The organism is Bradyrhizobium sp. NBAIM01 (assembly GCF_020194115.1).
GTDB lineage: Bacteria > Pseudomonadota > Alphaproteobacteria > Rhizobiales > Xanthobacteraceae > Bradyrhizobium > Bradyrhizobium yuanmingense.
On the sequence record NZ_JADYVU010000015.1, the window covers coordinates 26710 to 52705 of the forward strand.

General features: G+C 64.4%; 21 protein-coding genes and 1 tRNA gene. 11 read left to right on the forward strand and 11 right to left on the reverse strand.

The features are described from left to right. Window positions 1-269: 269 nt before the first annotated feature. The 3 genes from I6F31_RS30900 to I6F31_RS30910 all read right to left on the reverse strand — a co-directional run bounded on the left by I6F31_RS30900 (window position 270) and on the right by I6F31_RS30910 (window position 4179). On the reverse strand, window positions 270-1829 hold the full coding sequence (locus I6F31_RS30900) for an amidase family protein (protein WP_225186602.1): 1560 nt from the start codon (window positions 1827-1829) through the stop codon (window positions 270-272). A 123-nt stretch (window positions 1830-1952) separates the two neighbouring features. Further along, complete coding sequence (locus tag I6F31_RS30905; protein WP_225186603.1) at window positions 1953-2987, reverse strand: aldo/keto reductase; 1035 nt, start codon at window positions 2985-2987, stop codon at window positions 1953-1955. Window positions 2988-2997: 10 nt separating this feature from the next. Next, complete coding sequence (locus tag I6F31_RS30910; RefSeq protein WP_225186604.1) at window positions 2998-4179, reverse strand: MFS transporter; 1182 nt, start codon at window positions 4177-4179, stop codon at window positions 2998-3000. 98 nt (window positions 4180-4277) lie between these two features. On the opposite strand from I6F31_RS30910, the gene I6F31_RS30915 reads away from it, so the two are divergent. From I6F31_RS30915 to I6F31_RS30940, 6 genes are all read left to right on the forward strand, one after another. After that, window positions 4278-5231 carry a LysR family transcriptional regulator gene (locus I6F31_RS30915; RefSeq protein WP_109141763.1) on the forward strand — a complete coding sequence of 318 codons (954 nt, stop codon included), beginning with the start codon at window positions 4278-4280 and terminating at the stop codon, window positions 5229-5231. Between the two features lie 274 nt (window positions 5232-5505). Beyond that, complete coding sequence (locus I6F31_RS30920) at window positions 5506-6465, forward strand: fatty acid desaturase (protein WP_225186605.1); 960 nt, start codon at window positions 5506-5508, stop codon at window positions 6463-6465. A 203-nt stretch (window positions 6466-6668) separates the two neighbouring features. Then, window positions 6669-7667: an NrtA/SsuA/CpmA family ABC transporter substrate-binding protein gene (locus tag I6F31_RS30925; RefSeq protein ID WP_225186606.1), complete on the forward strand. Its 999-nt coding sequence runs from the start codon at window positions 6669-6671 to the stop codon at window positions 7665-7667. After that, the gene (locus tag I6F31_RS30930) at window positions 7664-8437 is read left to right on the forward strand and encodes an ABC transporter permease (protein ID WP_225172740.1); all 774 of its coding nucleotides are present in this window, start codon (window positions 7664-7666) and stop codon (window positions 8435-8437) included. The genes I6F31_RS30925 and I6F31_RS30930 overlap by 4 nt, the downstream gene beginning before the upstream one ends. Continuing rightward, a complete protein-coding gene (locus I6F31_RS30935) occupies window positions 8425-9300 on the forward strand; it encodes an ABC transporter ATP-binding protein (RefSeq protein ID WP_225186607.1) in 876 nt (291 codons plus the stop codon). Before I6F31_RS30930 ends, I6F31_RS30935 begins: the two co-directional genes overlap by 13 nt. A gap of 68 nt (window positions 9301-9368) precedes the next feature. Beyond that, entirely contained in the window at window positions 9369-10094 is a 726-nt protein-coding gene (locus I6F31_RS30940; protein WP_057030179.1) for a Crp/Fnr family transcriptional regulator, read from the forward strand. On the opposite strand, the gene atzF is transcribed toward I6F31_RS30940, so the two are convergent. Further along, a complete protein-coding gene (gene atzF, locus I6F31_RS30945) occupies window positions 10091-11473 on the reverse strand; it encodes an allophanate hydrolase (RefSeq protein WP_225137202.1) in 1383 nt (460 codons plus the stop codon). The genes I6F31_RS30940 and atzF overlap by 4 nt on opposite strands. Before the next feature lie 245 nt (window positions 11474-11718). Here atzF and I6F31_RS30950 point away from each other — a divergent pair, with 245 nt between their 5' ends. Then, entirely contained in the window at window positions 11719-12765 is a 1047-nt protein-coding gene (locus I6F31_RS30950; RefSeq protein ID WP_225186608.1) for an SMI1/KNR4 family protein, read from the forward strand. Between the two features lie 24 nt (window positions 12766-12789). Here I6F31_RS30950 and I6F31_RS30955 read toward each other — a convergent pair. Next, a tRNA-Ser gene (locus tag I6F31_RS30955) sits at window positions 12790-12879 on the reverse strand. A 194-nt stretch (window positions 12880-13073) separates the two neighbouring features. On the opposite strand from I6F31_RS30955, the gene I6F31_RS30960 reads away from it, so the two are divergent. Beyond that, window positions 13074-13415 carry a hypothetical protein gene (locus I6F31_RS30960; protein ID WP_225145437.1) on the forward strand — a complete coding sequence of 114 codons (342 nt, stop codon included), beginning with the start codon at window positions 13074-13076 and terminating at the stop codon, window positions 13413-13415. A gap of 237 nt (window positions 13416-13652) precedes the next feature. Here I6F31_RS30960 and I6F31_RS30965 read toward each other — a convergent pair whose 3' ends face one another. From I6F31_RS30965 to I6F31_RS30975, 3 genes are all read right to left on the reverse strand, one after another. Further along, the gene (locus I6F31_RS30965) at window positions 13653-15116 is read right to left on the reverse strand and encodes a trehalose-6-phosphate synthase (RefSeq protein WP_036016051.1); all 1464 of its coding nucleotides are present in this window, start codon (window positions 15114-15116) and stop codon (window positions 13653-13655) included. A gap of 242 nt (window positions 15117-15358) precedes the next feature. Further along, on the reverse strand, window positions 15359-16180 hold the full coding sequence (otsB, locus tag I6F31_RS30970; protein ID WP_036016048.1) for a trehalose-phosphatase: 822 nt from the start codon (window positions 16178-16180) through the stop codon (window positions 15359-15361). 4 nt (window positions 16181-16184) lie between these two features. Then, entirely contained in the window at window positions 16185-17672 is a 1488-nt protein-coding gene (locus I6F31_RS30975) for an MFS transporter (protein WP_036026149.1), read from the reverse strand. Between the two features lie 182 nt (window positions 17673-17854). On the opposite strand from I6F31_RS30975, the gene I6F31_RS30980 reads away from it, so the two are divergent. Further along, entirely contained in the window at window positions 17855-18235 is a 381-nt protein-coding gene (locus I6F31_RS30980; RefSeq protein WP_225148641.1) for a DUF3175 domain-containing protein, read from the forward strand. A gap of 83 nt (window positions 18236-18318) precedes the next feature. On the opposite strand, the gene I6F31_RS30985 is transcribed toward I6F31_RS30980, so the two are convergent. Continuing rightward, the gene (locus tag I6F31_RS30985) at window positions 18319-20367 is read right to left on the reverse strand and encodes a HAMP domain-containing methyl-accepting chemotaxis protein (protein ID WP_225148640.1); all 2049 of its coding nucleotides are present in this window, start codon (window positions 20365-20367) and stop codon (window positions 18319-18321) included. 158 nt (window positions 20368-20525) lie between these two features. Next, window positions 20526-22565: a HAMP domain-containing methyl-accepting chemotaxis protein gene (locus tag I6F31_RS30990; RefSeq protein WP_225148639.1), complete on the reverse strand. Its 2040-nt coding sequence runs from the start codon at window positions 22563-22565 to the stop codon at window positions 20526-20528. Window positions 22566-22770: 205 nt separating this feature from the next. Between I6F31_RS30990 and I6F31_RS30995 the strand changes: the two genes are divergently transcribed. Further along, window positions 22771-23937 carry an FIST N-terminal domain-containing protein gene (locus I6F31_RS30995; RefSeq protein ID WP_057030254.1) on the forward strand — a complete coding sequence of 389 codons (1167 nt, stop codon included), beginning with the start codon at window positions 22771-22773 and terminating at the stop codon, window positions 23935-23937. 5 nt (window positions 23938-23942) lie between these two features. Beyond that, entirely contained in the window at window positions 23943-25298 is a 1356-nt protein-coding gene (locus tag I6F31_RS31000) for a hybrid sensor histidine kinase/response regulator (RefSeq protein ID WP_225148663.1), read from the forward strand. A gap of 102 nt (window positions 25299-25400) precedes the next feature. Here I6F31_RS31000 and I6F31_RS31005 read toward each other — a convergent pair whose 3' ends face one another. Further along, complete coding sequence (locus tag I6F31_RS31005) at window positions 25401-25916, reverse strand: MarR family transcriptional regulator (RefSeq protein WP_036016140.1); 516 nt, start codon at window positions 25914-25916, stop codon at window positions 25401-25403. Between the last annotated feature and the right edge of the window lie 80 nt (window positions 25917-25996).

Sequence of the window (25996 nt, forward strand, 5' to 3'; positions counted from 1 at the left end):
GGTGGTAAAGCGGACAATAATTCGCTTAGAGATCGAGGAAGTAACCCTAATGCTTGCTCGCGGATTGGCTGAAATCCGGGTTAAGGCGGATTAACGAACGCGCTCTCGCCGTGGCGCTCCTTCTCCCCTTGTGGGAGAAGGTGGCGCGAAGCGCCGGATGTGGGGTGTCTATCCACACGCGAACTCGTGGAGGGATACCCCTCACCCGTCTCGCCGCTCTGCGGCGAGCCACCCTCTCCCACAAGGGGAGAGGGTGAAATTACCCGCCGCTACGCCATTCTTTCCCACAGCCGGTGCGCGAGCACGCCGACGCGTTTCTCGATGGCGGCTGCGGCATCGAGGGCGAGATCCTCGCGATAGCGGCCGGCAATCAGTTGCACGCCGATCGGCTTGCCGTCATGCAGCGCCACCGGCACCACCGCGCCGGGCAGGCCCAGCACGTTGATGGCGGAGATGAAGCGGATCTCGCCCCAGAAGATCTCGCGCACGCGCTCGGAGCTGATGGTGTCCTCGCGCGGGCCCGGCGTCGGCTTCACCGTGGTCGGCGCCAGCACCACCGGATACTCCTCGAAGAACAATTGCCAGGCGCGGATGTGGCCGTTGCGCGCGGCGGTCGCCTGCATCCAGCCCTTGAGATCGAGCACGTTGGCCTTGGCCTTCATGCCGCCCCAGGACTTGTGAAAATCCTCGGATGTGACCTTCAGCATGGCGGCCTCCTGCATCATCACAGTCTCGTTGGTGATGATGTCGCACCAGGTCTGCCAGACCCCGTTGATGTCGGGCACCTCGACCTCGCTGACACGGTAGCCGGACCGCTCGAGATGATCGGCAGCCTGCCGCAGCGCCGCGGCGACAGAGGGATCGACGTCCATGTCCTCGGGGATCTTTGCCCGTGCAACCTTGATCGGCCGCTTCGGCCGCTCGCCGATCAGCGGCGCGGGCACCCACCAGGGATCGCGCGGATCGCGCTGGCTCATCACCTCCAAAGCGAGGCGCACGTCGGCGACATGGCGCGCGAGCGGCCCCTGCGCCGACATCAGATGCGCCAGCATCGGCCGCTCCGACGTCGCACTTCCATTGAAGGCGGGGATGCGGCCCTGCGTCGGCTTGATAGTGGCAACACCGTTGCAATGCGCCGGCCAGCGCAGCGAGCCGCCGATGTCGTTGCCGTGGGCGATGGTGCCGATGCCCGCAGCGACCGCCGAGCCCGCGCCCCCGGAGGAGCCGCCGCAGGTGATTTCGGGATCCCAGGGGTTGAGCGTCAGCCCGTGCAGGGGATTGTCGGTGAAGCCGCGAAAGGAGAATTCGGGCGTGTTGGTGAGACCGATGACGATCGCGCCTGATTTCTTCAGGTTGCGCACCACGGGCGAGTCGGAGGGTGCAATGAGGTCCTTGTTGGCGGGCACGCCGTTGAAATTCGGCCGGCCCTCGTAGTCGACATTTTCCTTGATCGTAATCGGCACGCCGTGCAGGAGACCGAGCTCGCCGCCTTTGGCGCGCTGCTTGTCGGCCGCGTGCGCCGCTTTGAGTGCTTCCTCCGAGAGATCGACGACGACCGCATTCAGCTTCGGATTGACGGTGCGCATTCGTTCGAGATGCGCTTCCACCGCCTCCACCGCGGAGATGGCGCCGGAGCGGATCGCAGCCGCGGTCTCAACCGCCGACCATTGCCAGGCCGGGCCCTTCGGGCGCCGCGGCTTCGCCGATTTGCCGGCAGCGGCCTTTCCGGCCGGCTTGGCGACGGCGCTCTTGCGGCCGGAGCCCTTCTTCGAAGCCTTCGCCGTCGTCTTCAACACACTTTTCTTCTTGGTCGCCGTCTTCTTCGCCACGCCGCATCTCCTAAATTTGCGCGGCGGAGGTTAGGGACGACATGGGACCCTGTACAGGCGCGATTCTGCATGGCGCATTGTCGCGACGCTCTGTCGCAATCGCAGCCTTCCATGAGCAAGCTCCTACACCAACGGTGGATTGAGCCGCGCAAAGCCGTCCTGGACGCGATAGGGATAGTACGGATAAGGCGGCATCACCCCGCTGACCTCATCGAGCCGCTTGATCTGGTCCGCGCTCAGCGACCAGCCGACGGCACCGAGATTGTCGCGCAGCTGCGCTTCGTCGCGCGCCCCGATGATCACGGAAGAGACCGTGGGACGCGACAGCAGCCAGGCAATCGCGACCTGCGGCACGGTCCGAGCGGCCTCCACAGCAATCGCATCGAGCACGTCAACGACGGCGTAGAGGCGCGCATCGTCCACGGGCGGACCGAACTGTGCGGTGGCATGCAGGCGGCTTCCTTGCGGCAGCGGCTGGCCGCGCCGGATCTTTCCGGTGAGCCTGCCCCAGCCCAGTGGGCTCCAGACCAGAGCGCCGACGCCCTGATCGCGCGCGAGCGGCATCAGTTCCCATTCATAGTCGCGCCCCAGCAGGGAGTAATAGACCTGGTGCGCGACATAGCGCGGCCAGCCATGCCGGTCCGCGATCGCGAGCGACTTCATCAGCTGCCAGCCGGCGAAATTCGAGACGCCGACATAGCGCAGCTTACCGGCGCGCACGAGCATATCGAGCGTGGACAGCACCTCCCCGATCGGCGTGAACGCGTCGAAGGCGTGGAGCTGAAGCAGATCGATATGGTCAGTGCCGAGCCGTCCTAGCGCCGCATCGACCGAGGCAAGCAGCCGCTGCCGCGACGAGCCGGCATCGAGCGGACCGTCGCCCATCGGCAGGCTCATCTTGGTCGAGATCAGCACCTTGTCGCGGCGCCCCTTGATCGCGGCACCGAGGATCTCCTCGGAGGCGCCGTTCGAATAAACATCGGCGCTGTCGAACAGATTGACGCCGGCATCGAGGCAGATATCGACGAGCCTGCGGGCTTCATCGATGCCGCTGCGGCCCCAGGCGGAAAACAACGGACCCTGGCCGCCGAACGTGCCGGTGCCGAAGCTGAGGACGGGGACTTTGAGCCCGGAAGCGCCGAGATTGCGGTATTCCATGATCGCTCTCCTATTCCGCCGGGCACGCCGCGACGGTTGCCGGCGCGGGATCGAGCCGGAGACTCCACAGCGCCAGAACGAGGCCAATGGCGGTGATGCCGGCCGCGACCAGCGGCAGCGCCGAAAGGCCGAGCCCGCGGTCGATGGTGACGCCGCCTACCCAGGCGCCGAGCGCGTTGCCGAGATTGAACGCGGCGATGTTGAGGCTGGAGGCGAGCGTCCGGCCGCTGGGACCTGCAGCTTCCAGCACGCGAAGCTGAAGCGGCGCGACGGTCGCGAAGGCGGCGGTGCCGAGTAGCAGGATCAGCGCGACGGACAGGATCTTGATCGACAGCACGGCCGCCAGGCCGAGCAGCACGATCGCAAGCGCGGCAAGCGTGCCGGTCAAGGCCCGTGCGAGGCCGCGGTCCGCAAGCCTGCCGCCGGCGATATTGCCGATCCCAAGGCCGACGCCGAACACCAGCAGGATCGGCGAGACGGCAGCCTCCGAAAAGCCGGTGAAGCGCGTCAGGATCGGCTGGATATAGGTGAAGACGACGAACAGTCCGGCGAAGCCGAACACGGTCATGGCAAGACCGAGCAGCACCTGCGGACGGCCGAGCACGGCCACTTCCTCGGCAAGCGAGATCGGCTTGTCGCCATCGCCGACATGGCCGGGGACGAGCGCGGCGACGACCGCAAACGCGATCACGCCGATGACAGTCACCGCCCAGAACGCCGCGCGCCAGCCGAGCATCAGGCCGAGCCAGGCACCGAAGGGCACGCCCAGGAGCGTCGCGACCGTCAGGCCGATGAACATGGTGGCGATCGCAGACGCACGCTTGTCCTCGGCGACGAGGCTGGTGGCCACCACCGAGCCGACGCCGAAGAACGTGCCGTGGGCGAGGGAGGTCAGCACCCGCGCGGCCATCAGCAATTCGTAGGTGGGTGCGAGCGCGCAAGCCGCATTGCCGAGCGTGAAGATCGCCATCAACGCCAGCAGCACGGTTTTCCGCGGCATCCGCCGCGTCGCCAGCGTCAGCACCGGCGCGCCGACGAACACGCCGAGCGCATAGCCTGATATCAGCAGGCCCGCGACCGGCACCGAGACGTGCATGTCGGCGGCGACCTGCAGCAGCAAGCCCATGATGATGAATTCGGTGGTGCCGATGCCGAAGGCACCGGCGGTGAGAGCTAGAACGGCAGGAGGCATGCGTTGCTCCAAGGGATGAGACGAGCCACGCAGATAGCGGCGCTGCCGCCAAACCATTAGAATGTCCGCAATCCAATCATTTGTGACGTGAATTCAACATGGCCCGTTTCGATACCAACCGCTCGGCCGAGATGGAGGTCTTCGTCCGCGTCGTGGACCTCGGCGGCTTCACCCAGGCCGCGCGAAAGCTGCGTCTGACGCCATCGGGCGTCAGTAAGCTGATCTCGCGTCTGGAGGCGCGCCTCGGCGCGCGGCTCGTCAACCGCACCACGCGCAAGCTGACGCTGACAGCGGAAGGCCAGGCCTTCTACGAGCGATCGTTGCGCATCCTCGCCGAGATGGAGGAGGCCGAGCGCGAGGCGGCCTCGGGCGCGGCGCCGCGCGGCCGCCTCACGGTCAACTGCAACATCCCCTTCGGCATGCTGCATGTGATGCCTTTGATCCCGCGGTTTCTGGCGCAGCATCCCGACGTCACGCTCGATCTCGTGCTGACCGATACGGTGATCGACCTGATGCAGGAGCGCGCGGACGTCGCCATCCGCGTCGGTCCGCTGCGCGCCTCGCGGCTGGTCGCGCGAAAGCTCGGCACCAGCCGCATGGTCGTGGTCGGCGCGCCGGATTATCTCGCCCGTTGCGGCATGCCGAAGATTCCGGCCGATCTCGCCGACCACCGCGGCATCGGCTGGACCTTTCCACGCAGCATCCGCGGCTGGCCGTTCAGGCGTGGCGACCACGCCGAGGAGGCCCTGCCCCCGCCGGTCGCGCGCGCCAGCGACGGCGAAGCCGCCCGCCGCCTCTGCCTCGGCAGTGTCGGTCTCGCGCGCCTCGCGCTCTTCCACATCGGCCCCGACATCGAATCCGGCCGCCTCGTCCCGGTGCTGCAAGGATACAATCCCGGCGACCGCGAAGACATCCACGCCGTCTATGTCGGCCACACCGCCCCACTCCCGGCACGCGTGCGCGCGTTCATCGATTTCCTCGCCGAGCACGTGCGGGTGAGCGACCCCGCGTTGAAGCGGACCGGGGATGGGAAGTGGAAGCTGGTGGGGTGAAGCGGCGGCGAGCGCAGGAGAAGCTTGCCCCCCGGCAGGCTTGCCGAGTCCACCTTCGCCCTGCGGGCTCGGCGCGCCAGCCTTGCGCAAACGTCGTTTGCGAAGGCTGGCGAGGAGAGTGTCAGTCCAGGGATGCCGGGCGAGCCAACGCCGGCGAAATAAATTGCTTCTGCATTGCGGCCGCGCTTCCTAGGGTCGGCCTGTGCTTGGCCAATTCCAGCGACCGCACGAGCACGGTCAAGTGTGCGATTCCGAAAAAGAGGCGACCACGATCATGAGCAATGCCATCACTGCCACCGGAGAGAAGCCGCTGACTCCGGCCATGCTGCGCGAGTTGTCGGTGCGGTCCGACTGGCAGGGTCTGATCCGCGCGGCCAGCCACTACGGCGTCATCGTCGTTGTCGGCCTGCTGATCTGGCTGGTCTCATCGCAATACGGAATCGTCTGGGCGTTGCCGCTGGTGGTCGTCCAAGGCTACTTTGTCGCATTCCTGTTCATGGTGGTCCACGAGACCGCCCACAAGACAGCGTTTCGCAGCCGGGCGCTTAATCTCGCCTTCGGTCATCTCTCCTCGTTCGCGGTCGGCTTGCCTTACGAATATTACTGCTTATTCCACTGGGATCATCATCGGTACACGCAGGATCCAAAGAGGGATCCGGAACTGCTGTCGGTTCCGATCCCGACCTCGGACGCGCAATTGGTGATCGTCTACAGCGGCTTGCGGCAGGTTGCCTTCCGGGTGGGGCTGATGCTTCGCCATGCGTTGACCGGCAACGCCACGTCACCATGGATTCCTGAAAATAAACGCCACATCGTCGTGACAGAGGCGCGTCTCCATCTGGCAGGCTACGTCGCGCTGTTGCTGGCATCGATCGCGTTGCCCACCTTGATCCTGTTGTGGGTCTGGGTCGTCCCCGTGATCGTCGGTCAATTGTTTCTGCGTCCGTATCTGCTTGCCGAACACACCGGCTGCGATCGCACGCGCAGCGCCTTCCAGAACACCCGCACCACCTATACCGCCAGGTTCGTGCGCTGGTTCGCATGGAACATGCCCTATCATGTCGAACACCATGCCTATCCTTCGATTCCTTTCCATGCGCTGCCGAAACTGAACCGGATCGTCGCCGATCGGATCGTCTATCGGGGCCCGGGCTACATCGCAGTGACGCGTCAGACGTGGGCCTGGTTTCGCCGCGCACGCAACGGCATCGAAAGCCCGATCGGTTCTGATTGAACCGGGATCAGGGCTTGGCGAAAGCCAGCAGAGTGCTATTGCCGCAGGCTATGATGCGCCCAAGTCGTGAGCAGCTTGCTGTTTGCTTGCGCAAAAAGTGGATAGCGGACCTTGTCGATTAATTGCTTCATGGTTTCCCATCTTCAGACGATCCTGTCGTCAAGGTCGATCACCTCCGATCGCCGGCATCACAGGGGTTTGGCATGCGATCAACAACTGCTCTTCGCTTCGCCGTGTTCGTGCTATCTGCGTCCTTCCTGTTTGCGCCGTCCGAGCCCGCGACGGCCGAGGAATTGCTGAAGGCGCGGCTCGCCCAGAATCTTGGGCCGATCTCGGGACTGGCGATCGTTGCCAATGCGAAGGGCCTTTTCGCCAAGCACGGGCTCGACATCTCGGTCTCCAATTTCACCAGCGGGAAGCAGTGCCTCGATACGGTGCTTGGGGGAGGGGCGGATTTCGCGACAACAGCCGAGGCGCCGGTCACGGCGGCCGCGATGGCGCAGCAACCCATCGCCTTCGTGGCGGGGATGGAATATTCGGATCTGAAGACCATGACCGCAGCTTCTGCCGGGATCAAGACGAAGGCCGATCTGCGTGGAAAGCGAATCGCCTTCACGGCCGGAACCGGCAGCGAGGTCTACACCTCGGTTCTGTTGAAAGCGGCGGGCCTGACGTCGAAGGACGTGACGCTCGTCAACCTGCGACCGCAGGAGATGCTCCCTGCGATGGCGGCCGGCAGCATCGACGCATTCGACACCTGGGAGCCGCACGTCGCGAATGCGAAGAAGGCTCTCGGCGAAGGCGCGATCCCGCTTGATACCAAAGGTCTCTACTCGGAGACCTTCAATATCGTCGTGACGCAGTCTTACCTCGCCGCCAACCCGGCGATCGTCAGCAAGTTCCTGGCGTCCCTCATCGAAGCCGAGGGCTGGCTCAAGGCGAATCCGGGTGAAGCAATCGACGTCATCGCAGCGGCGACTGGGATGAAACGCGATGAATTGGCGTCGATCTGGACGGACTACGTCTACCATGTGCGCCTCGACGACAGGATTCTCACGACTCTGAAAACCCATGCCGCCTGGCGGCTCGAGACCGGCAATCATCCCCCTGGAGCGAGCATGCCCGATTTCACGAAAGTCCTGGTGACGGCGCCGCTGAAGGCGCTCGATTCAGCTCGCGTCACGCTGGGGGCACGCCCGTGAGCGTCGGCAGACGCAGCAGCGCGACCGAACGGCTGAGCGTACTGGTCGCCGTCCTCTCCGTGCCCGCCTTCACAGGCATGTGGGAACTGGTTGCGCGCTCCGGCATCGTGAACACCGTGCTGTTTCCGCCGCCATCGACCGTCGCCGTTGCCGTTCTCGAATGGATTCGCAGCGGACAATTCTTCGCCGACCTGATGGCGAGCCTCGCGCGCGTGGCCGCGGGATTTGCCATCGGGGCCGCGGGCGGAATCGTGCTCGGCATCCTGACCGGCCGGTTTCGGCTGGTGTCCAGCCTGCTTTCGCCCTTGTTTCACATCCTTCGCCCAATTCCTCCCATAGCCTTCGTGCCGATCGTCATCCTTTGGTTTGGCCTCTCGGAGACAGGCAAGCTTTTCCTGGTCGTTTGGGGCGTGTTCTTCACGGTATGGCTGGCGACCCACATCGGGGTGCAGAAAGTCGACCACGGACTTATCCGAGCCGCCCAGATGCTCGGCACGCCGCAACCGCAGATGCTGTGGGAGATCGTCCTTCTTGGCGCGCTGCCCTATATCACGGTCGGTCTTCGAACCGCGGTGAGCATCTCCTTCTACACGCTGGTCGCCGCCGAGTTGGCGGGAGCGTTCGCCGGTATCGTTTATCGTATCGAAATTGCGCAACAGAACATGCAAACGGGTCAGGTCATGGGCGGGCTGGCGGCTCTCGGGCTGCTTTCCTTCATCGCCGACCGTTCCTTCGCAATTCTTGCCGAACGTGCTGTGTGGTGGCGATGATCCCGAGCCTGCTTCGTCCAGACCAGCCGCTCAGGCTCGTGGATACGTACCCGCCGTCCGCCGCGGCGCGTCAGGCGATCATCCGGGTCGAGGATTTGAGCATCGTCTTCGATGCGCCGAGCGGGCAGGTCATCGCAGTCGACCGCGTATCCCTGGCAGTAGCCCAGGGGGAATTCGTCTCGATCGTCGGTCCATCCGGCTGCGGCAAGTCCACGCTGCTGAATGCAATGGCCGGCCTCGAGCGGCCGTTCGGAGGCCAGGTGCTCATGGCCGGCGAAGCAATGCGCAAGCCACGACCCGAGATCGGAATGGTCTTCCAGCAGCCACATCTGTTTCCGTGGAAATCGGTGCGCCGGAATATCGCGCACGGGCCCCGCGCTCTCGGCAAGCCGAAAGCGGAGGCGCTGCGGATTGCCGACGGCCTCATCGAGATGATCGGCCTGACCAGATTTGCGCCGGCATATCCGCACACGCTATCCGGGGGCATGCAGCAGCGGGTTGCGATTGCCCGTGCCCTCGCCAATCAGCCGCGTGTCCTGTTGATGGACGAGCCGTTCGGAGCGCTGGATGCGCAGACCCGGGCGGTCATGCAGGACAATCTGCTGGAGCTCCGCGAGCGGATCAATGCAACAATCGTCTTCGTCACACACGACATCGATGAAGCGATCCTTCTCTCTGACCGTGTGCTGATCATGAGCGCCGGACCTGGCCGCATCCTCAGGGATCTTCAGGTGGGCCTGCCGCGGCCGCGCTCCAGCGCCATCGTCGCGGAGGCCGCCTATCTCGCCCTCAAGCGGGATTGCCTTGACCTGATCCGCTCGGAAGGCCGCAGGGCCTTCGAGCAGATGGAAATCAAGACGTAGGCGCCTGACGATATGTTCTGGCATGGCTCTTGAATAGCTTTCCCCTGCGGCGGCAGGGGAGCGAGCAGATGTCAGCGGCAAGTCTCAGGAATGCGACCGGCATCATGCTGGCGGGATCGGATGCTCTGGTCGGATCGCTGCCGAGCTTGTTGGATCCGTTGTGTGAGGCTGACCGGCGTCGTGTCCTCGCCATCGGCCGCGAGGAGGTTCTACAGGCAGGCAAGCATGTCTGGCGTCAGGGCGATCTGCAGAACGGCATTTATCTGATCGAAGAGGGGCGTATTCGCAGCTACTACGCTGCGCCTTCCGGACGCGAGGTGACGCTGGCCTACTGGTTCGCCGGCAATTTCGTCGGCGGCCCCGATCTGTTCGGTACTGGTGCCCACGTATGGTCTTCGGTTGCAGTAGAACGCAGCCGAGTGACGTTCTTGCCCGGCCCAGCCCTGCGCGCGCTGGCGCTTCAATCGGCAAGTATCGCAGTCGCGCTGCTGGATGCGCTCGCCTTCAAGGCACGGTGCTACTCGGCCATGGCGCAAATGCTGGGGACCCGCTCGGTGACCGAGCGGCTGCATCGTCTGTTGGTCTTCCTCTCGAAGATCTACGGTTCGCAGCAGGGCCGCGAGATCGTGATCGGGATCCCGTTCACGCATGGTGATCTCGCCAATCTGATCGGCTCAACCCGCCAATGGGTGACAGTGCAGCTTTCCCGCATGCAGGCAAGAGGCGTCATCCGTTATCACCGGGGCCTGATTGTGATCCTCAATCTGCGCGCTCTCGATCTCGAAGTGGTCTAGGAGGCGGCCTTCGGATATTCCTTTAGATCGAACAGTCTGGCCTTCGCATCGGGCAGCCATCGTTCGGCAAGGTCGAGAACAACATGGTCGCGCCATGCAGGTGCCAGCAAAGTGATACCCATCGGCATGCCGTTGCCGAGCGTTGCATTGGGAACCGACACCGCGCACAAGTCCACGAGATTGGCAAAATAGGAGTAGTAACCGAGGCGGTTGTTGAGCGTGATGGGATCTTCCATCATCTCCGCAATCGTGAAGGGGCGTGGCGCGGTCGGTACCACCAGAACATCGATCTCCTCGAAAAGCGTTTGGATCTGGCGTCGCAGCTTCCAAAGTCGATGTTGCGCGGCGAATGCATCTGTTGCGGAAAACCGGGCAGCTCCGCTCAGCACGTTGCGGATGACGTCAAGCAGGTCTCCATGATCGATGTTCATGAGCTTGCTGATCGCCGCATGACGTTCGGCAATCCAAGGCCCTGAAAAGAGCATTTCACCGGCTTCGGCGAAAGGCGCGAAGTCAATGTTCCTGGCTTGACCTCCCAATCCCGAAAGCCTCGTGCAGGCCTGCCTGTAGAGGTCATCGCATTCCGGCATGCCGAATGAATTGAGATGACCGACAGGGACCTGGCCGAACCGGAATTTGCGAGGAGATGGGAAGGACGAGGCAATCCGTTGGCGGCTAAAGGGATCACTGTCGTCGAATCCTTCGATCAACCCGAGCAGAATTCGACCTTCGGCAATGGAATTGCAGAAGATCGAGGGACAATCGAGCGTCGGACAGTTCGGCACAAGTCCCCGGGACGAGACGAGGCCGACGGTTGGCTTGATCCCGATGATTCCGTTGAAACCCGCGGGAATCCGGCCTGAGCCGCCGGTATCTGTGCCGAGAGCGAAGGCAACATGGCCGGATGCTACGGCAGCAGCCGAGCCGGAGCTCGAACCACCGGAGACATACAGATCGTCCGCCGCACTGGAACAGGCGCCGTAAGGGGAGCGGGCGCCGGACAGTCCGGTTGCGAACTGATCCAGGTTGGTTTTGCCAAGACAGATCGCACCCGCGGCCGCCAATTTCTCGACGCATCTAGCCGATTGCGCAGCCCTATATTCGAATGACGGGCAGGCTGCTGTCGTTGGCATGGCCTCAACGTCAATATTGTCCTTGACGCCGAATGGCACGCCAAGGAGCGGCAGGACTTCACCCTCTTCCGCTCGTTGCACAAGTGCATCAACCTCAGCCAGCGCTTCTTCCATGGGCCGCACATAGATCCAGCAATTGCGGTGCCGGTCCCGCTCGATGCGCTCATAGGCGCTTATGATGATGGAGGCTAACTCGGCACGAGAACGGAGGGGTCGGCTCTGCGCGGATAGGATCGCTTGCGGCACGGAATAAGCTCCTGAGGGCATGACCCCACGAATATGAAGCCGCTGCCCAGCAATGAAAGCAACTAAGCGCCTCAACCGCACCGGCGGGACTCGAGCCTGCAACCAAACCGTTATGAGCGGCAGCAAATGGCGGAGAGAGTGTCAGTCAATCCTGATTGACGTATAAGCTGTTTTCATTCCGAAGGGCGGCAATCAACGGTCCTGGCTACTGGGCGCTTAGACACGCCTCGTAACATGACGAGGTAATGAAGATGGCGACGAAACGGCTCTTTGACGACTTCGACTTCGAAGGCTTCTGGAATGACTGTCCGTATTCCCTGGAGAACTATGTCGAGCCTCCGCCGACCGACGAGCTGATCGCCTCCATTGAGCATGAAATCGGAGGGTATCGGCTGCCGGCGGCCTATGTCGACCTCGCACGGCGCCACAATGGCGGAATGGTCAAGCGCAACTGCCATCCAATGAAGGAGCGTACAGGCTGGGCGGAGGACCACGTGGCTATCGAGGGGCTCTTCGCTCTTGGCCGTACGTCCACCTATTCACTCGCCGGGAAGTTTGGCGCCAAGTTCATGATCGAGGAATGGGGCTACCCGCCGATTGGCGTCGGAATCGCCGACACGCCGGCCGGCGGCCACGAACTGATCATGCTGGACTACCGGAGCTGCGGAAAGCGGGGCGAGCCGCAGGTCGTGTACGTCGACCAGGAGGATGACTGCCGTATCGTCGTCGTCGCGCCGGACTTCGAGACCTTCATTCGCGGCTTGGTCGAGGAGTCCGAGTACGACACTGCTGAGGAGGATCGGGCCGCTGCGATCGCGACCGTCGAGCGGGGAACGTTATCGCCAATCGTGGTGCGAGCCTCGGCCGCCGTCGGCGACCGTCTGCCGCACGGCGAGCGAATGTTGCGCACCTTGGCCCGGCAGATCGTGGACGAGAAAGGCTTCTTTGCCCTGCACGACGACGAGCGCTCACATCTGATGTATGGACTGATGTTCTGGCTTTATTCGAGCCTCCGTACGGCCAGATCCTTCGAAGCTTTCGTAGGCCGTCCCGAGACCGGCGCCTCCTACGACTCGCCTTGTTACGAGCTGATGATCGCTTTCGACCTTGTCACCGAACCTTACGGCTTCAACACGCGCGGGTACGCCGAGGGCTTTGTGAGGGACTGGTGGGACGCGTGCGTCGCCCGCGGCGACATGGCCGAGATGGCGGAAGGCTACCGTCTGACTTCCAGGGCCGAGGCGGCCCTGCTCGGACGCTTGGCGACGATTGCTGGCCCCGAAGGCAAATAAGCCGGCGCCATTGATTTGAGCGGGTGGCGGAGAGAGTGGGATTCGAACCCACGGTACGGTTTCCCGCACACACGCTTTCCAAGCGTGCGCCTTAAGCCACTCGGCCATCTCTCCGGAGCGCCCTCTCTTGAAGGGGCGCCGACGATTTTGCAAGGGATCGCGGAGATATCGGGCGATTTTTCCGCAACTTATTGTATTTGCAGCATAATATCCGGCTCCACAGGTACCTGGAGCGGCCGCGGGGCTGAACCGCGGGCGGCCCTGGCGCGACGATTCACGGCAAGCCGCCACACACGACCGGGGACGCCATGACCATCCGCAAGACCATCGCCGCCTTGAGCCTGATTTCGACCCTCGGCTCCGCCCTTGCCGCGCCGGCGCTGGCCCAGGTCTGCACCCGGCAGGGGGGCGACGTCAGCTGCGACGACGGACGGCGCGGGGTGCTTTCAGGCGATGCCATCCTCTGGCCGGACGGCACGCGCTCCAGCTCGGCGCCGCATCAGAGCGTGATCATCGGCAACAAGAGCTCGGTGCATGTCGGGCCCGGCGTGTTCGTCGGCCAGGGCAAGGGCGTGGTGCCGCTGGATAATCCGAACGCGCCGAACAAGCGGCAATGCGCGATCCTGGACGGCGTGTCGTATTGCTATTGAGGGGCGCTCTTGCCTTCTCCCCTTGCGGGAGAAGGTGGCGCGAAGCGCCGGATGAGGGGTTGCACCCACGAATCTTGCTGCGAGACGTTCACGCGTGGAGAGACACCCCTCACCCGTCTCGCCGCTGTCGCCATAGCCGATGCAAAGCATCGGCGTTCTTAAGAACGGCGGCCAGAGGCCCCCTATGCCACCCTCTCCCACAACAAGGGGAGAGGGTGAGATCGAGCCAAGCTGAGATTAGATCAACCGCACGCCTGAGATCGCCGACTTCAACCAGCGCAGCGCCTGCGGCGGCTGGGCCGCGAGCGGCGCCACGGCGGCCTTCTCGGTGCGGCACTTCTCGAGCTCGGCGACGAAATCGGCGGACCATTGCTGGATGGTGTGGCCGCGCAGCTTCTTCATCATCGCATCCCAGCGCATCTTGCGCTCGGTGAGCGGCATGGATGCCGCGACCGCGACCGCGCGGGCCATGCCGTCGATATCGTGCGGATTGACCAGCAGCGCAGCGTCGAGCTCGTTGGCGGCGCCGGCGAACTTCGACAGCACCAGCACGCCGGGATCGGCGGGATTTTGCGCGGCGACGTATTCCTTGGCGACGAGGTTCATGCCGTCGTGCAGCGGCGTCACCACGCCGACCTGCGCGGTGCGGTAGAGACCGGCGAGCACGGCCTGGCTGAAGCCTTTGTTCAAATAGCGGATCGGCGTCCAGTCGACCTCGCCGTGGCGGCCGTTGACGTCGGTGACGAGGCGCGCGACCTCGTTCTGGAGATTGCCATAGGCCTCGATGCCGCCGCGCGAGGGATTGGCGATCTGGAGCAGCGAGATGCTGCGCGCAAACTGCGGCTGCTCGGTCCAGAGCCGGTCGAATGCGCTGATTCGGTTGACGAGACCCTTGGAATAGTCGAGCCGGTCGACGCCGATCGCGAGGCGCTCGCCGTTGAGGCTGCGGCGCAGGCGCGACACATCCGGATGCGCGGCCGACTTCGCGGCATAGGCGGCGAACTTCTCCGCATCGATGCCGATCGGGAAAACTTCACAGCGCGTGCGCCCATGCTGCGAGACCACGACCCCGTCCTCGATGGTGAGGCCGAGCTCGGCGCCGACATAGCCGAGGAAGTTCTGCCGATCTTCCTCGGTCTGGAAGCCGAGCAGATCATAGGCCAGCATCGCGGTGATCAGCTCGCGATGGTTGGGTACGCCCTGCATCACAGCAGTGACGGGCCACGGCGTATGCAGGAAGAAGCCGATGGGATCATCGACGCCGAGCTCGCGCAGCTCGGCACCAAGCGCGAGGAAGTGATAGTCCTGAACCCAGAACGCAGTCCGGGCTTTGCGGAAACGCATCAAGGCGCGCGCCATGAAGGCGTTGACCTCGCGATAGCTGACATAGTCCTCGCGCGAGACGCGGATCAGGTCGCTGCGCGAATGCAGCGCCGGCCACAGCGCCGAATTGGCAAAGCCTTCGTAGTATCCGCCGTAATGGGCCGCCGGCAGATCCAACGTCGCAATCGCGCCTGTCCCGAGCGCCTCGATCTCGGCGAACGGCTCCTTCTGGTGGCCATCACGCACCCGGCCGGAGGAACCGACCCAGATCGCACCAGAATGTTCCACAACGGGAAGCAATGCCGCCGCAAGGCCGCCCGTCATGGGCTCGTTGGGTTTGCCGCGGGCGACGCGATTTGAAACGACGATCAAGTTCACAGGTCGTCCCCTCCTGTTCATTCCGCCCCATTTAACTGCCGTTCATCAATATGGTTCCTGATCATCGTTTCAACCAATTGAAACCAAAATCGGGCGTGCGCGTTGGAACTGGTTTCGCTCGTGGAACCCAGTCATTTCGCTGCAAAGACAGCGTTTCCGGTCCTGTTGCGCAGCATGCATCGCACCGCGCAATGGCGCTGCGATGCAAGCCTTTGTGTCTGCGAGATGACGCTGCCTTGGTTTCACCTGGGATCGAGCAGGTGCGCAAGGAACGCACGCACATCCGCCGGCGCATCGAAGTGGCCATTCACGCCCATGGCGCGGCGGCCGACCGAGAACGCCAGCCCGTCCATGTCGGGCATGATCGCGAACACGGTCTCATCGGTGACGTCGTCACCGATGAACAGCGGACGACGTCCTTTGAACGGCGCGCGCTTCATCAACTCGCGCACGCCGCTCGCCTTGGTGAATCCGGAATGCTTGATCTCGCAGACGAACTTGCCCGGCAGCACCTCGATCGGCGCATTGGGCAGATCGGCGCGGATCAGTGAGACGGATTCGTAGATCGCCTTCTCCGCATGCGGCGCCAGGCGGTAATGCAGCGCGAGCGAATAGCCCTTGTCCTCGAGCAGGATTCCAGGGCTGAGCTTGGCGATGGCGGCGAGGCGCCGCTTCAGCTCCTTGTCGAGCGGCGGCGCGTGCAGGGCATCCGCTTCACTGTCCACCGCCAGCCGCATCTCCGCGCCATGACCGGCGACGGCGCGGAACACGTCGGGCGCGAAGATCAGGTCGATGTCGTTGAGCGAGCGGCCGCTGACTAGCGCCAGCGCCCCCGAGGTGCGCTCGGTCAAAGCTTTCAGCGTTTCCGACAGGCCCGGCGGCACCCACACCTCGCGCGGCGTCGGCATCAGCTCAAGCAGCGTGCCATCGATGTCGAGCAGAATGGCGATTTCATCGAGATGCGGCACCAACGCATGCGGCACCGGCACCGTTTCCGGCGTCTCGTCGTCATCAGGTATGGTGAGCTTCTGGTCCAACGCCATTTCCGCAAGTTCCGATTTCATCAGTCTACTCCATAAAGGCGAGCGGCCGCGCGATGTGTTCGAGCGATTTGCGCTCGGCGGCGACGGCATAGCGCCACGCCACGATCGCAGCCGCGATCATCAGGACGGCCCCCAGCAGATAGCCGGCGAATACGCTGGTGCGCGATCCCGTGTCGATCAGCGCGCCGAACAACGCCGGCCCGATCACGCCGCCGATGCCGGTGCCGACCGCATAGAACACCGCGATCGCCAGCGCGCGAACCTCGAGGGGAAAGGTCTCGCTGACGGTGAGATAGGCCGCGCTCGCGGCGGGCGAGGCGAAGAAGAAGATCACCATCCAGGCGATGGTCTGCCCCTGCGCGCTCAGGACACCGATCGAGAACAGATAGCCTGATAGCGCCAGCAACAGGCCCGATGCGCCATAGGTGAACGTGATCATGGTGCGGCGTCCCAGCGTATCGAACAAGCGGCCGAGCAGCAGCGGCCCGAGGAAATTGCCGGCCGCGAACGGCAGCAAGTACCAGCCGACGTGGTCGGCCTTGATGCCGTAGAAATCGGTCAGCACCAGCGCGAAGGTGAAGAAGATGGCGTTGTAGAAGAATGCCTGCGCGCTCATCAGAACGAGGCCGACCAATGCGCGCCGGCGATAGACCGAAAACAAGGTGTGGACCACCTCGGGGATCGGCGTGTGATCGCGCATCTTCAGGCGGATCTTGGTGAAGCGTCCGTCGCTCGTATCCTGGTCGTGCCCGATCACCGACCGCTCGATCCCGTCGACGATGGCATGGGCCTCGTCGGGACGACCATGAATCATCAGCCAGCGCGGACTTTCCGGGATCCACATCCGCATCAAGAGCACGACGAGGCCGAGGGCGGCGCCGATCAGATAGGCCAGGCGCCAGCCGAGATCGGGAGCGAATACTGCGGGATCGAGCAGCACGATGGCCGCCACTGCGCCCATCGCAGCCCCGATCCAGAAGCTGCCGTTGATCACAAGATCGGTCCAGCCGCGATAGCGTGCGGGCACCAACTCCTGGATCGTCGAGTTGATCGCTGTGTACTCGCCGCCGATGCCGGCGCCGGTGAGAAAGCGGAACAGCGCATAGCTCGCGACATCCCATGACAGCGCGGTTGCGGCCGTTGCCGAGAGGTAGAGCGCCAGCGTGATGAAGAACAGCTTCTTGCGGCCGATACGGTCGGTCAGCCAGCCGAAGCCGAGCGCACCGAGCACGGCGCCCGCGAGATAGGCGGAGTTGGCGATGCCGAGATCGAGATTGGAGAACTGCATCGATGGGCTTTGCTTCAGCGCACCGGAGAGCGCACCCGCAAGCGTCACCTCGAGGCCGTCGAGAATCCAGGTGATGCCCAGCGCGAGCACGACGCGGGTGTGAAAACCGCTCCACGGCAGCGCATCGAGCCGCGAGGGAATGCTGGTCTCGACGATGCGGTCGGTCACGGCCGCCGCCGAGACTACGGGTGCATAGTTCAGCGCTGGGCTCTGCTGCAGTTCCATCGGATTGTTGCGTCTGATCAATGGAAGCGGCCCCGGCTCACATGACGTGGACGGGGTCGATCCGATCATCGGGGTGCGGCATTCTGCCTGCCACCTGCGACAACGTTTGCGAGGGGGCCGGGTTCCCGCGGGAACGCCAGCGAGCACCGCTCGTTTCCGCTGGACCCGCAAGGAGTTGGCGCATGGCTCAGGTCAGAAAGACGACACATTCTCGAAACAGCAGCCCGCGCAAGACGGCACGCAAGGCAAACACCCGGCGGAGCGGGACCGCGCGCAAGAGCACCAAACGCGCCGCAAGGCGCTGGTCGCAGCGCGTGACGGAGGAGAGCGATGCGCTCGACCTCAAGCAAGGGGTGTTCAAGCTGACCAGCGCGAAGAGGATTGCGGCCTCGCTGAAGCGTTCGGCCGAGCACAGCTCGCGACGCAAGACCGGCGCCTATCGGTCGGCGCTGTCGATGCTGACCTTCTACATCAACCGCGCCGGCAAGACGCTGCCCAAGACGCAGCGCACGCGACTGGAGCGCGCGAAGGTCGAGCTGAAGCGGGCGTTCGGAAGGGAATGAACTCACTCCGCTGTCGTTCCGGACAGCGGAGTGTAAGGCGATAGCGCGGCCCTTCGGGACCGCGAGCTACAGGAGCAGCGAACCTACGCCGCCCTGATGTTCGCCATGAAGCGGTCGAGCTCGGCGCGAAGGCGGGTGCTTTCGCTCGATAGTGTCTTGGCCGAGTTCAGCACCTCTTCGGAGGCCGAGCCGGTCTCGGCGGCGCCGCGGTTGACCTCGCCGATATCGGTGGCCGCGGTCTGGGTGCCCTGCGCGACGGTCTGGACGCTGCGGGCGATCTCCTGCGTGGCCGCGCCCTGCTGCTCCACCGCGCTCGCGATCGAGGTCGAGATCGACGAGATCTGGCCGATCGTCGCGCCGATCTCCTTGATCGCGGCAACCGATTCGGCGGTGGCGCCCTGCATGCCCGTGATGTGCGAGGAGATCTCGTCGGTCGCCTTCGCGGTCTGGCTTGCCAGCGACTTCACCTCGCTCGCCACGACGGCGAAGCCGCGGCCGGCTTCACCGGCGCGGGCGGCCTCGATGGTGGCGTTCAGCGCGAGCAGATTGGTCTGCTCGGCGATCGCGGTGATCAGCTTGACCACCTCGCCGATCTGCTGGGCGGCATGCGAGAGCTTGCCGATGCGGCCGTCGGTCTCCTTGGCCTGCATCACGGCAGCCTCTGCGATGCGGCTGGAATCGCGCACCTGGCGGCCGATCTCCTCGACCGAGGCCGACAGCTCTTCGGTCGCGGTCGCGACCGACTGCATGTTGGAGGAGGCCTGCTCGGAGACGCCGGCGACCTGGCTCGACAGGCTCTGCGTGGTCTCGGCGGTGCGGGTCAGCGTCGAGGCGGCCGATTCCAGCTGCACGGCGGAGGCCGAGACGTTGGAGACGATGGCGCCGACCGCGCTCTCGAAATCGTCGGCAAAGCGGATCAGCTCGGCGCGGCGGCTTGCGGCCTGCTCGCGGTTCTGCACTTCGCTGGCGGCGGCATCGCGCTCGGCCTTAGCGACGGCCTGGATCTTGAACTCCTCGACCGCGCCGGCCATCTCGCCGATCTCGTCCTTGCGCCCCAGGCCCGGCAACACGACATCGAAATTGCCCGAGGCGAGCTCCCGCATCGCCTTGCACATCGCGATCATCGGCCGCGAGATGCCGTTGCCGAGCCACAAGGCCAGCACGATGCCGATGGCCAGCCCGCCGAGCGCCATCATCAACATCAGCTGCTGGGTCTCTACGATCGTCGCATTGGCGCTCGCCTCGATGCGTTGCTGGTCCGCGGTGAGATCCGAACGCAGCTCGGCCGAGAGCTTGAGGATGGTCGCCGCCGTCTTGGTCATCTCGCCGTTCAGCTTGACGATGACCTTCACGTTCTCGGTCAGCTTTGCGAACGAGGTGCGGTACTGCTTCAAGAGATCGCCGATCTCCTTGACGCGATCGGTGATCTTCTGGTCGTTCGCGTAGACGGAGACCAGCAGCGTCTCGAGGAACTTGATGCGGGCGATCACGCCGTCGGCGGTCTTCGGCTCCGGCTTGGCGACGAAAGCGCTGACCGAGGTCGAGACCGCCAGATATTGCGAGGTGATGTCCTTGGCCGTGGTCTGCACCGAGGAGAGACCCGCCAGCGCCGCGGTGTCGGCGAGATCGTCGAATTTGAAGCGGATCTTGTTGCCGACACTGTTGAGCTCGTCGGCCGCGATCTTGTTGTTCTCGCGCGTCAGCGTGATGATCTCGCTGAAGACTTTCGTAAAGCTCTGGAACTCGGCCTCGAGCTTGCCGACCTGCTCGCGGCGAGCCGCGCCCGTGGTGGCGGCCATCGATTTGGCGATCGCGCTCTTCAGATTTCCTTCAGCGGCCTTGGCCGCGGTCTCGTCATCAGCTGCGCCGGTCAGGGTATAGGCCCGTGCCAGCCCCTGATAGGCGATCAGTTCGCGATCGACCGTCCGCGCCAGATCGGCTTCCGCTACGCTGGTGCGGTAGGAGGCCACAGCGCCTGCGATCCGCTCGAAGCCGAAATAGGCGAACGCCATGCTGACGGCGAGGATGGCGAGCACCGCCACGAAGCCGAGGATGATTTTTGCGCGAAAACGCAGCGTTGGCAGCTTCGATTGGCGCGACTTCGATTGGCTCGATTTGGACGTGACCGACATTCCCCCACCCCATTCCATTCGCGGAAAACCAGGCGCAGCCGGGAAGCAGCCCGCTTCCGACTCGTGTGCACGGTAACCGGCAAAGGATAAGCTGCGGTAAACTTGTGGCGCCGCAACTGGCGGTTAGGTGACGTAGGGATTTGTTAAGGTGCGCTTTACTACGCCGCCCTGATGTTCGCCATGAAGCGGTCGAGCTCGGTGCGAAGGCGGGTGCTTTCGCTCGATAGTGTCTTGGCCGAGTTCAGCACCTCTTCGGAGGCCGAGCCGGTCTCGGCGGCGCCGCGGTTGACCTCGCCGATATCGGTGGCCGCGGTCTGGGTGCCCTGCGCGACGGTCTGGACGCTGCGGGCGATCTCCTGCGTGGCCGCGCCCTGCTGCTCCACCGCGCTCGCGATCGAGGTCGAGATCGACGAGATCTGGCCGATCGTCGCGCCGATCTCCTTGATCGCGGCAACCGATTCGGCGGTGGCGCCCTGCATGCCCGTGATGTGCGAGGAGATCTCGTCGGTCGCCTTCGCGGTCTGGCTTGCCAGCGACTTCACCTCGCTCGCCACGACGGCGAAGCCGCGGCCGGCTTCACCGGCGCGGGCGGCCTCGATGGTGGCGTTGAGCGCGAGCAGATTGGTCTGCTCGGCGATCGCGGTGATCAGCTTGACCACCTCGCCGATCTGCTGTGCCGCGTGCGACAGCTTGCCGATGCGGCCGTCGGTCTCCTTGGCCTGCATGACGGCAGCCTCTGCGATGCGGCTGGAATCGCGCACCTGGCGGCCGATCTCCTCGACCGAGGCCGACAACTCTTCGGTCGCGGTCGCGACCGACTGCATGTTGGAGGAGGCCTGCTCGGAGACGCCAGCGACCTGGCTCGACAGGCTCTGCGTGGTCTCGGCGGTGCGGGTCAGCGTGGAGGCGGCCGATTCCAGCTGCACGGCCGAGGCCGAGACGTTGGAGACGATGGCGCCGACCGCGCTCTCGAAATCGTCGGCAAAGCGGATCAGTTCGGCGCGGCGGCTTGCGGCCTGCTCGCGGTTCTGCACTTCGCTGGCGGCGGCGTCGCGCTCGGCCTTTGCAACGGCCTGGATCTTGAACTCCTCGACCGCGCCGGCCATCTCGCCGATCTCGTCCTTGCGCCCCAGGCCCGGCAACACGACATCGAAATTGCCCGAGGCCAGCTCGCGCATCGCCTTGCACATCGCAATCATCGGCCGCGAGATGCCGGTGCCGAGCAGGAAGGCGAGGACCGCGCCTAACAGCGTGCCGCCGACGGCCAGCATCAGCACCAGCTGCTCGGTCTGCCCGATGGTCGCCGCCGACTCCGAATCCAGCCGCTGCTGCTCGGCGACGAGGTCCGCCTTCATGGCGGTGGCGCCTTGCTGGATCGCGCCGGCCGAGCCGCTCATCTCCGTGACGAGGCCATCGACCAGCTTGGCGTTGGCGATCAACTTCTCCAGCGCCTCGCGATAGGCGCCGAGGATGGACTTGGCCTCCTTGAGGCCAGCGACAATCTTGTCGTCCATGGAATAGACCGCGCCCAGCGAGTTCTCGACGAACTTCAGCCGCGCCAAGGCGCTGTTCGCGATCGCCTGATCGGACGTCAGCACGAACTGGGTGGCTGCAGCGCTTGCGGTCTGGAATTGGGCGTTGACCTGCTTGGTGCCAAACTCGATCGCCTGCGCTTCGGCGTCGGAGGCGTTGTTGCCGATGTCGTCGAGCTTGTACTTCAGGAGATTGGCTTGGCGCTGGAGCTGGTTCTGCACCAGCAGCGCGCTGTCTCGCTTGGCCTGGAGCACCTTGGCGAAGGTGGCGGAGAAGTTGGAGAACTCCTTGGCGAGCTTGCCGAGGCTTTCCTGCCGCGGCGGCTGCTTGGCGCTCTTGACGGCCTGGTCGATGGCATTCTTCAGGCTGGCCTCGGCATCGAGCGCCGCCTTGGCGTCGTCTTCCTTGCCGGTGACGACGAAATATCTGACGGCCGAACGATAGGCGAGCAGCTCGCGATCGATGTTGCGCGCGAGATCGGCCTCCGACACGCTGCTGCGGTAGGATCCGACCCCGGCGGCGACCCGCTCGAAGCCGAAATAGGAAAACGCCATGCTGCCGGCGGAGATCACCAGCACGGCGGCGAAGCCGAGTATGATCTTTGCGCGGAACTTGGGAGTCGGAAATAGTGCACGCTTCGACGGCGACGCGGTACGCCCGGACATTCCCAACCCCCAGCTCATGTGATTCTGCGGCCCGGAAGCAGCCCTTTCCGAACGTTGCGGAAAATTAGGGCAGAATCCTCAAGGGGTGGTAAATCCGACCGGGCTTGCGGGGAGCGGCTGCCGTGTTGCGGCTCACCGGAAAACGCCCTACTCTCGATAATTATCAGGCACTTGGCATCAGACCGAGCCTTAAGGGAGAAACGGAGTGGGGCAAACCGATTTTCGGTTTGGCGGTGCGTCTGGCGTTGCCGTGGCCAAGTCGAAGGCCGCGAGCGTCGATGACGCCGTGGCCGAGCTGGCGGCCCAGCTCCCGTCCGACGGGCTGGCGCTGATCCTGGTGTTCGTCTCCCCCAGCTACGACCCCGATCGCTTCATCGCGGAGATCAGCCGCCAATTCGACGACACACAAGTCTGCGGCTGTACCACCGCGGGCGAGCTTGCTCCTGACGGCTGGGACGAGAACAGCGTCGTGGCGCTGGCGTTCAGCCGCGCGGACTTTTCCGCGGTGGTGCGGCCGATCTTCAATCTCGACAGCTTCCGCGTCGAGGACGGCCGCAGGATCGGCGGCGAGCTCCGGCACGAGCTGTTGCGGGCCACGCCGCAGGTCGAGCGCGGCAGTCCCTTCGGCCTAGTCCTGATCGACGGCCTGTGCCGCCGCGAAGAAGCGGTGATGTCCGCGATCTATGCATCGCTGGACGACATTCCGGTCGTCGGCGGGTCGGCAGGCGACGGGCTGCGCTTCGAGAAGACGTTCGTGTTTTTCGACGGCAAGGCACACAGCAATGCTGCCCTGTTGATCCTGCTGAACACCTCGTTGCCGTTCCGCGTCTTCAAGTGCGACAATTTCGAGCCGCAGGCGCAGAAGATGGTGGTGACCGAGGCCGACATCGAAAACCGCATGGTCCGGGAGTTGAACGCAGAGCCTGCCGCGCAAGAATATTCGCGCGTGGTCGGCATCATGGATGCCAAGCTCGATCCGTTCTCCTTCGCCTCGCATCCGGTCCTCGTGCGCGTCGGCGGCGCCTATTACGCACGCTCGATCCAGCGCGTCGAGCCGGACGGCTCCTTGCATTTCTTCTGCGCCATCGACGAGGGCATGGTGCTGACCGCCGCGACCTCGCGAAGCCTGGTCGGCGCGGCCCGCGAGACGTTCGCCGACATCCGCGACCAGATCGGAGACGTCTCGCTCTATATCGGCTTCGAATGCCTGCTCCGCCGGCTCGATGCCGAGCAGCATCAGCTCGCCCGCGACATGTCAGAACTGTACCGGCAGAACCGTGTGGTCGGCTTTCACACTTACGGCGAGCAGTTCGGCTCCATGCATGTGAACCAGACCTTCACGGGAGTTGCGATCGGAAGGCGCCCGTCGTGACGGACATGTGGCAGGGCCCCGATGCGGTCGACCAGCTCAGGCGCGAGGCCGCCAAGTTGAGGAAGATCAATGCCGCGCTGATGTCGCGCGTCGAGCGCTCGATGGACCAGCAGCTCAACGCCTTTTCATTGTTCGAAACCGCCATCGCGCTCGACAACAAGGTTCGCGACCGGACGCACCAATTGCGCGAGGCGCTGCATTCGGTCGAGCGTGCCAATGAGGGGCTCTACCGCGCCAAGCAGCAGGCAGAGGCGGCAAGCTCGCTGAAATCCTCCGTGCTGATCTCGGTCACCCACGATCTGTTGCAGCCGCTCAACGCGGCGCGCCTGACCCTGTCCGCACTGACGGAGATGATGGAGTCGCAGGAAGCGGGCGTGCTGATCGACCAGGCGAGCCGCTCGCTGGTGATGCTGGAGGACCTGCTGCGCTCGCTGCTGGAGATCGCCAAGCTCGATTCCGGCGCGCTCAAGCCCGACGTGCGCGCGATCGCGCTGGCCCCCCTGTTCGAGCAGCTCCGCAACGAGTTCGAGCCGATCGCCGCGCGGCAAGGCCTGTCCTTGCGCATCCGCCCCTCTCAGCTCGCGGTGATGTCGGACGCGATGATGCTGCGGCGGATCCTGCAGAACCTGCTCGCCAATGCCATTCGCTATACCCGCAGCGGCGGCGTCGTGATCGGATGCCGGCCGCGCAGCGGGCAGATCTGCGTCCAGGTCTCCGACACCGGACCCGGGATCGCGCAGGCGCAGCAGGAGGCGATCTTCCGCGAATTCCAGCGCGGCGATGCCAACGCGGCCGACCAAGCCGGCTTCGGGCTCGGCCTCTCCATCGTCCGCCGCTTCGCCAGCGAGCTCGGGCACGAGGTGCGGCTGTCGTCACAGCTCGGCAAGGGATCGACCTTCACCCTGGAGCTGGAGCCGGCCGACCTCGCCGAGGTCGCCGACGAGGTGCAGGAGGTCGCGCCCGCCGCGCGGCACTACGATTACAGCGGGCTCGAAGGCGCCAAGATCCTGCTGATCGAGAACGATCCGAACGGCTCGGAGGCGATGGCCGCGCTGCTGGAGGGATGGGGCTGCGACGTCGCGACCACGCGATCGGGTGCGGACGCGCTCGTGCGCCTCAGCGAGCTCGGCGGCGCGCCCGATGTCGTGATCGCCGACCTCCATCTCGACCACGGCGAAAGCGGCCTGTCGGCCATCACCGACGTGCGGGAGCATTTGAAGCTCGACACGCCCGCCATGATCATCACCGCCGACTATTCCGAACAGGCGGCGAAGCAGGCGAGCCTGCAGGGCCTCGAAGTGCTGAAGAAGCCGATCAAGCCGGCCGAGATGCGGGCGCTGCTGTCGTTCCTGCTGAGCTGAAGCGCGGATGATCTTCGCCTCGCCTTCCTTGCGGCGGGGCTATCGGACGTAGCCAAGACAAGAATGTCGAAAACAACCCCATGCAAAGTAGACAGGGGCCTGTCACTCCTCCTCCATCGCCTTGATTAGATTGTCGCGGAGCTTGACGACGCTTTTCTGCAGCCGCGCGAACTCATCGGGCTTTAGTCCGCTCGACTTCACGAGATTCATGTGCATGCCTTTCTCGCGGAGGCGTCGGCCGGCGTCGGTGAGACTGACGCGCACCTGCCGCTCGTCGGCGGGATCGCGCTGGCGGCGCAAATAGCCTGCCGCCTCGAGCTTTTTGAGGATCGGCGTCAGGGTGTTGGATTCCAGGAACATCTTGTCGCCGAGTTCGCTGACGGTTTGGTCGTCCTGCTCCCACAGCGCCACGATCGCGATCCACTGGGGGTAGGTTAGGCCGAGCTCATCGAGGCCCGGCTTGTAGGCTCGTCCGTAGGCGAGGTTGGCCGAATAGATCGCGAAGCACAGGAAATCGTCGAGGCGCCGGTCGCCCTCGGCCGGTTTCGGCTGATTGGTCGTTGAATCATCTCTGGAATCGTCTCTGAATTCGGCTCTGGGACCGTTCTTCAGGCTCATGGGGGTGCCCTTTCCAACACGGACATGTGAAACTCCGCGTGCATATATATCGTGTCCGATTAAATCGGAAGGTTGACATT

What these genes read in the sequence shown, in the direction of transcription:
- I6F31_RS30905 (WP_225186603.1), bottom strand. Translation starts at nt 2,987, where the DNA reads ATGGAATACCGCAATCTCGGCGCTTCCGGGCTCAAAGTCCCCGTCCTC.
- I6F31_RS30910 (WP_225186604.1), bottom strand. Translation starts at nt 4,179, where the DNA reads ATGCCTCCTGCCGTTCTAGCTCTCACCGCCGGTGCCTTCGGCATCGGC.
- I6F31_RS30915 (WP_109141763.1), top strand. Translation starts at nt 4,278, where the DNA reads ATGGCCCGTTTCGATACCAACCGCTCGGCCGAGATGGAGGTCTTCGTC.
- I6F31_RS30920 (WP_225186605.1), top strand. Translation starts at nt 5,506, where the DNA reads ATGAGCAATGCCATCACTGCCACCGGAGAGAAGCCGCTGACTCCGGCC.
- I6F31_RS30925 (WP_225186606.1), top strand. Translation starts at nt 6,669, where the DNA reads ATGCGATCAACAACTGCTCTTCGCTTCGCCGTGTTCGTGCTATCTGCG.
- I6F31_RS30940 (WP_057030179.1), top strand. Translation starts at nt 9,369, where the DNA reads ATGTCAGCGGCAAGTCTCAGGAATGCGACCGGCATCATGCTGGCGGGA.
- I6F31_RS30950 (WP_225186608.1), top strand. Translation starts at nt 11,719, where the DNA reads ATGAAGATGGCGACGAAACGGCTCTTTGACGACTTCGACTTCGAAGGC.
- I6F31_RS30960 (WP_225145437.1), top strand. Translation starts at nt 13,074, where the DNA reads ATGACCATCCGCAAGACCATCGCCGCCTTGAGCCTGATTTCGACCCTC.
- otsB (WP_036016048.1), bottom strand. Translation starts at nt 16,180, where the DNA reads ATGAAATCGGAACTTGCGGAAATGGCGTTGGACCAGAAGCTCACCATA.
- I6F31_RS30975 (WP_036026149.1), bottom strand. Translation starts at nt 17,672, where the DNA reads ATGGAACTGCAGCAGAGCCCAGCGCTGAACTATGCACCCGTAGTCTCG.
- I6F31_RS30980 (WP_225148641.1), top strand. Translation starts at nt 17,855, where the DNA reads ATGGCTCAGGTCAGAAAGACGACACATTCTCGAAACAGCAGCCCGCGC.
- I6F31_RS30985 (WP_225148640.1), bottom strand. Translation starts at nt 20,367, where the DNA reads ATGTCGGTCACGTCCAAATCGAGCCAATCGAAGTCGCGCCAATCGAAG.
- I6F31_RS30990 (WP_225148639.1), bottom strand. Translation starts at nt 22,565, where the DNA reads ATGTCCGGGCGTACCGCGTCGCCGTCGAAGCGTGCACTATTTCCGACT.
- I6F31_RS31000 (WP_225148663.1), top strand. Translation starts at nt 23,943, where the DNA reads ATGTGGCAGGGCCCCGATGCGGTCGACCAGCTCAGGCGCGAGGCCGCC.
- I6F31_RS31005 (WP_036016140.1), bottom strand. Translation starts at nt 25,916, where the DNA reads ATGAGCCTGAAGAACGGTCCCAGAGCCGAATTCAGAGACGATTCCAGA.